The sequence below is a fragment of the Curtobacterium sp. ME12 genome (assembly GCF_903970855.1).
GTDB classification, from domain to species: Bacteria; Actinomycetota; Actinomycetes; order Actinomycetales; family Microbacteriaceae; genus Curtobacterium; species Curtobacterium poinsettiae_A.
Genome location: NZ_CAJCKD010000066.1, coordinates 1 through 5,922 on the forward strand (window position 1 = coordinate 1; position 5,922 = coordinate 5,922).

Annotated in this window: 7 protein-coding genes; 5 read left to right on the top strand and 2 right to left on the bottom strand. The window is 71.6% G+C overall.

The features are described 5' to 3' along the window. The first annotated feature begins 219 nt into the window (after positions 1-219). Genes H7A73_RS17775 through H7A73_RS17795 form a run of 5 tightly spaced genes read left to right on the top strand, consistent with a single transcriptional unit; the run spans position 220 to position 4,693 of the window. Positions 220-735, top strand: a complete 516-nt coding sequence (locus H7A73_RS17775; RefSeq protein ID WP_182067218.1) for a GNAT family N-acetyltransferase — start codon at positions 220-222, stop codon at positions 733-735. Next, positions 732-1,394, top strand: a complete 663-nt coding sequence (locus tag H7A73_RS17780; RefSeq protein WP_182067219.1) for an HAD-IA family hydrolase — start codon at positions 732-734, stop codon at positions 1,392-1,394. The genes H7A73_RS17775 and H7A73_RS17780 overlap by 4 nt, the downstream gene beginning before the upstream one ends. Continuing rightward, entirely contained in the window at positions 1,391-2,041 is a 651-nt protein-coding gene (locus H7A73_RS17785; protein WP_182067220.1) for an HAD family hydrolase, read from the top strand. The genes H7A73_RS17780 and H7A73_RS17785 overlap by 4 nt, the downstream gene beginning before the upstream one ends. Positions 2,042-2,087: 46 nt before the next feature. Then, positions 2,088-3,809, top strand: coding sequence for an AMP-binding protein (locus H7A73_RS17790; RefSeq protein WP_182067222.1), 1,722 nt, complete (start codon positions 2,088-2,090; stop codon positions 3,807-3,809). 26 nt (positions 3,810-3,835) lie between these two features. Continuing rightward, complete coding sequence (locus H7A73_RS17795; protein ID WP_182067221.1) at positions 3,836-4,693, top strand: hypothetical protein; 858 nt, start codon at positions 3,836-3,838, stop codon at positions 4,691-4,693. Here the strand turns inward: H7A73_RS17795 and H7A73_RS17800 are convergent, their stop codons facing one another. Both H7A73_RS17800 and H7A73_RS18265 read right to left on the bottom strand, forming a co-directional pair. Continuing rightward, the gene (locus H7A73_RS17800) at positions 4,694-5,767 is read right to left on the bottom strand and encodes an MFS transporter (protein WP_411469322.1); all 1,074 of its coding nucleotides are present in this window, start codon (positions 5,765-5,767) and stop codon (positions 4,694-4,696) included. After that, positions 5,694-5,882 (bottom strand): hypothetical protein, encoded by a 189-nt coding sequence (locus H7A73_RS18265; RefSeq protein WP_411469323.1) that lies wholly within the window; start codon positions 5,880-5,882, stop codon positions 5,694-5,696. Before H7A73_RS18265 ends, H7A73_RS17800 begins: the two co-directional genes overlap by 74 nt. Positions 5,883-5,922: the final 40 nt, after the last annotated feature.

Genomic DNA, 5,922 nt, shown 5'->3' on the forward strand with positions numbered 1-5,922 from the left:
GGTCTTGAGGCTCTTACGCATCGTGATCAGTCCTTTGCTGTTGTCGCGCTCGGCGCGGCTGCTGTGTGCGCGCCGAACACACCCTTGGTGGGGTGGAGAACCAGCGATGTGCGGCTGGTGAGCGCTCCGGGTGTTTCCCGGTCGTTGCAGGTGATTCGGCACCCTCCGGCGAAGGGTTTGGAACGAGTTCTCCGGGCCGGCCGCCCCTATGCTCGGGCCATGCGGGGAACGACGATCCGACCGACCACGGAGGACGACTGGGAATCCGTGCGGGCACTGCGCCTGGAGATGCTCCGGGACACCCCGAAGGCGTACGGGGAGCGGCTCGCCGATGCGGAGCGGCTGCAGGAGCGTGAGTGGCGTCGACGCGGCCGCCGTGAGCACGACGTCGGCGGGACGACCCTCGCCGCGATCGGTGCCGACGGCCGGTGGGTCGGGACGATGGGGGTGTTCGTGCCCGGTCCCCGGGTCGGGCCGCTCCTGGTCGGCGTCTACGTCGCACCGTCGCACCGGGGTCGTCCCGCCGGGGTCGCCGACGCGCTGCTCGACGAGATCGAGCGGTGGGCAGCTGCGCACGGGTCGGCCCTACGGCTGCACGTGCACCAGGGGAACAACCGTGCGCAGGCCTTCTACGCCCGACGTGGCTACGAGCCGACAGGTGCGACCGAGGCGTACGTCCTCGAACCGAGCGAACTCGAGGTCGAGATGATCCGGCAGCTGCGGGGTTCGCTGTGACCGGCGGGACGGCCGGGTCCGCGGCGCCAGCCGTGCGGTGGCTGCTGTCCGACGTGGGCGGAGTCCTCGAACTCGTCGACGACGCTGCCTGGCCCGGGCAGTTCCGGGCGCGGTGGGCCGAGCGTCTCGGGATGACGACGGACGACTTCTCCGCTCGCCTGGTCGCAGCGGACCTCCCCGACGCCTCCCGACAGACCGGCGTCGTCGACCGGTACTGGGGTGGGATCGGCTCGGCCCTCGGGTTGCCGGCCGACCAGCTCGCCGTCATGCGGGCCGAATTCTGGGATGCGTACTGCGGAACCCTGAACCAGCCGTTGTACGACTTCCTCGCCGGACTCCGCGGCACGATCGGCCTCGCGATCCTGTCGAACTCGGGCGACGGCGCTCGAGAGGAAGAGGAGCGGCGCTTCCGGCTCTCGGCGGTGTTCGACCCGATCTGCTACTCCCACGAGATCGGTGCGACCAAGCCCGATGCCGAGGCGTTCCGCATCACGCTCGAGCGTCTCGGGGCGGACCCGGACGAGGTGTTCTTCGTGGACGACGTGCCGGAGAACATCGAGGCCGCACGTGCGCTCGGCATCGGGGCGCACCTGCACGTCGACACCGACGAGACGATCCGGGTGCTCGGTGCGGTCGTGCGGGGGAGCGGCCAGCAGTGACCGTCGGCATCGTGTTCTTCGACGTCGACGGAACCCTCGTCAGTCCCGGTTCCAGCAGCAGCTTCCTGGCCGCCCGGTTCGGGCACCAGGAGGCGCTCGACGACGCCGAAGCCCGCTACGCCGACGGCGACCTCACCAACCAGCAGGTCAGCGAGGTCGACGCACTCGGGTGGCGTGGCACGTCCGTCGCGACGGTCGACCGGTGGCTCGACGACCTGCCGGTGTTGCCCGGAACCGAGACCGTCGTCGCGTGGTGCCGTGCCCACGACGTCGAACCCGTGCTCGCGTCGCTCGCGTGGCAGCCCGTGACCCGTTTCCTCGCGGGGCGGTTCGGGTTCGTCCCGAACGGCGGGCCCCGAGTCGGCGAGCACGGCGGCGTCCACGACGGCACCGTCGCCGAGCACTTCGACGAGTTCGACAAGCGGGACCGGGCGCTCGCGCTCGCTCGTGACCTCGGTGTACCGATCGAACACTGCTGTGCCGTCGGGGACAGTCGCTCGGACATCCCGCTCTTCCAGGCGCTCCCCAGTGCGTTGGCGCTCAACGCGAGTCCGACGGCACGCGCGGCCGCGAGTGACGTGATCGACGCGGATGACCTCTCGAGCATCATCCCCTGGCTCGACCGCTGGATCCGGGGACTCGCCTGATCGATCGACTCCGAGCCGGATACGGCATGATCGGTCCGTGTCTTCTGTGAACCCGACCGACGCGTACCGTGCCGCCCGCGACCAGCTCCTCGCCGCGGACTCTCCCGAAGCGGCACGCGCCGGGTTCCGCTGGCCGGACGTCGGCGACACGTTCAACTGGGCGACCGACTGGTTCGACGTCATCGCGACCGACAACGGCCGCACGGCGCTCTGGATCGTCGAGCAGGACGGTCGGGAGCAGCGGTTCAGCTACGCCGAGATGGCCGCACGGTCCGATCGGCTCGCCGCGCGCCTGCACGGCTCCGGCGTGCGGAAGGGCGACCACGTCCTCGTCATGCTCGGCAACCAGCTCGAGCTCTGGGAGACGATGCTCGCCGTGATCAAGCTCGGTGCGGTCATCCTGCCGACCTCGACCATGCTCGACACCGCCGACCTGCAGGACCGCGTGGACCGGGGCTCTGTGGCGCACGTCGTCACGAACCGGGGCGAGACGCACAAGTACGACGACGTCCGCGGGTCCTTCACGCGCATCGTGATCGGCGGTCCCGCTGAAGGCTGGACGGAGTACCCGGGCGACCTGGGCGAGCCCGCTCCCGCCGACGAGGTCCGTCCCCACGTCGTCACCCGCACGACCGATCCGTGCCTGGTCTACTTCACGTCCGGCACGACGTCGAAGCCGAAGATGGTCGTGCACACCCAGACGTCGTACCCGGTCGGGCACCTCAGCACGATGTACTGGCTCGGCGTCCGACCCGGCGACGTGCACCTGACGATCAGCTCGCCCGGGTGGGGCAAGCACGCCTGGAGCTGCTTCTTCGCGCCGTGGATCGCCGAGGCCACCGTCTTCATCCACAACACCGCGCGCTTCGACCCTGGTGCGCTCCTCGCGCAGCTCGAGCGCGCCGAGGTCAACACGTTCTGCGCGCCGCCGACCGCGTGGCGGATGATGCTGCAGTCCGACCTCGGCGCGAAGCCGCGGGCGCTCCGAGAACTCATCTCGGCCGGCGAGCCGCTCAACCCCGAGGTCATCGGCCGGGTCGAGGCGGCGTGGGGACTCACCATCCGCGACGGCTACGGGCAGACCGAGACCACCGCGATCATCGGGAACGCCCCGGGGGCCGCCGTGACGCCCGGGGCGATGGGCAAGCCGCTCCCCGGCGTGACCGTGACGCTGCTCGACCCCGTCACCGGCGAACCGGGCGACGAGGGCGAGGTCTGCCTCGACCTCACCGAGCGGCCCGTCAACCTGATGGCCGAGTACCTCGGCGACCCGGACCGCACGGCCTCGTCGATGCGCGACGGCTTCTTCCACACCGGCGACATCGCCGTCCGCGACGCCGACGGCGAACTGACCTTCATCGGCCGCACCGACGACGTCTTCAAGTCCTCCGACTACAAGGTGTCGCCGTTCGAGGTGGAGAGCGCCCTGCTGGAGCACCCGGCCGTGGCCGAGAGCGCGGTCGTCCCGGCCCCCGACGACGCCCGTCTCAACGTCGTCAAGGCGTACGTCACGTTGGCCACCGGATGGGAGGCGTCGGCCGACACCGCCAGGCAGGTCCTGGAGTACGCACGCACGGCTCTCCCCGCCTACGCGCGCGTCCGGCGCGTCGAGTTCGCGGAGCTCCCGAAGACCATCTCGGGCAAGATCCGCCGTGTGGAGCTCCGGGAGCGCGAGGAGCAGTCGGTGACCAACGGCACGCGTGCCGATGGCGAATGGCGCGACGACGAGTTCCCCGGCCTCCGCGCACCCCGCCCGCAGGCGAGCTGACCGACGCGGGCACCAGGGCTCGGCAGGTGGAACTGATCGAGGACGTCACGCGCGGCGACTGGCTGCTGGCCCGGGCCGGCGCGTTCGCCTCGTTCGGCGGCGTCGCGGGCACCGGGTTCGAGGCGTACGTCCGGATCCTGCACCCGCTCCGAGCGGATCGCGAAGACCGCGCGACCGTGGACGAGTACGACGAGCACCCGGTCCTCGAGTCGGCGGAGTGGCGCTGGGCCGACGTCGCCGAACGCACCCGTCGGACGATCGACCCCCTCGTGTCGTGGCAGACGCTCAGCGGTCGGGACGACGAGTCGGACCTGCCGTTCGAGGACGGCTGGATCGTCCACTCGCCCGAGACGGGCTGGTACGAGCCGACGCACCTCGCCGCGCTCGCCGGGCTCCTCGCCGACGCGACGTCGACACCGGACGACCTGGTCGGGGCGATCTGGGACGGATGGGGCGACCTGAACGGGACGTCGACGTTGGGCTTCGGATGGCAGGGGAGCGGCGAGCCGACAGCGGCCGAGCGTGTTGCGATGCAGGCGCAGATCGCCCGGAGGCAGGCGCAGCACCGGCGGGAGCAGGCTGTGCTCCGGGAGTCGCTCGCGGGTCCGCGCTTCCTGTGGCCGGCCCGCGAGTGCTTCCTGCTCGCCATGTCCCTGCCGCAGCTCAGCGACCCGTCCTGGACGGACGACGCCCGCGTCGGCACGTCCGTCGGCTTCGGGCACACCCCGCAGATGCTCTGGCCCGAGGGACACGAGTGGGTGCTCGCCACCGAGATCGACTGGGACTCGACGATCGTCGCCGGGTCGCGGTCGCTCATCGACGCGGTCCTCGCCGACGACCGGTTCGAGGCGTACGAGGTCGACGCGGACGGCTCCCCGGGCTGATCAGACCGGCAGGGTCACCTCGGTGGTCACACGCCGGACGCTGCGCGTGGAGGCGGCGACCACGGTGGCGACGACGATGACGACGGCACAACCGACCAGGGTCGTGGGCGTCCCGACCGCGTGCGCCAACGGTCCCACCAGGGCCTCGCCGAGCGGGACGGCGACGAACGACCCCACCATGTCGTACGAGTAGACCCGCGACAGCACGGCCCGGGGCACGTTCGACTGCAGCGCGTGGTCCCAGGCGATCGCGAACAGCTCGATGGCCACCCCGCCCAGGGCGAACGCGACGAGCAGGGCCGGCAGGGCCGGTGCGCCGGCGAGCGCCAGGACGGGGAGCGCGGTCACGGCCATCAGGGCGACGCCGATGCCGAGGGCGTGCCGTGGCCGCCACCGCAGCGCGATCAGTGCTCCGAGTGCCAGACCGACGGTCTGTGCGGCGACGACGAGTCCCCAACCCGCCCTGCCGAACGAACCGTCCGCGACCACCGGACCCAGCACGGTCGTGGCACCGACGAAGGCGGCGTTGAGCACCGCGAACTGGGCGACCACGGTCCAGACCCAGCGTCGTCCCGAGAACTCAGCCCATCCCTCCCGGATGTCGGCGATCACCGACGGTCGGTCGGCCGGTGCGACGGACGGGCGCCGTGGCAGTCGGATCCGTGCGTACAGGGCTGCAGCGACGGCGAAGCCGGCGGCGTCCACCGCCAATCCCCACCCGGCGCCGACGAGCGCCACCAGGCCGGCGCCGGCGGAGGCCCCGACGATGGTGCCGGCGTTGATGCTCAGCCGGATCACGGCGTTCGCCGGACGGAGCAGCGCCTCGGGCACGGTCTCGGGGACCATGGCCGCGGTCGTCGGCAGGCTGACCGCGGCGACGGCACCGTTCAGGATGCTCAGGACGACGAGGAGCGGGACCGTCGCGGTGCCGGTCAGGACCAGCGCGGCCACGGCGCCCTGCGTCAGTGCGGCACCGAGGGACGTGGCGACGAGTACGACGTCACGAGGCAGCCGGTCGGCGATGACCCCGCCGAACAGCAGGACGGCGACGTTCGCGACCGAGCGTGCGGCCACGACGAGGCCGAGGTCGACGGGCGAACCGGTGAGGTCGAGGACGGCGAAGGTCGTCGTCGCCGTGCACGACGAAGTCGATCGCGATGGTCCGTGTGGTGTGGTCGACCGCGCGCACCGTGTACGTGCGGCGGGCGGGGCGGTCGTGCTTCGGCAGG

Bases quoted from the DNA above. Each gene is read 5' to 3' on its own strand.
- H7A73_RS17775 (WP_182067218.1), top strand. From the start codon at position 220: ATGCGGGGAACGACGATCCGACCGACCACGGAGGACGACTGGGAATCC.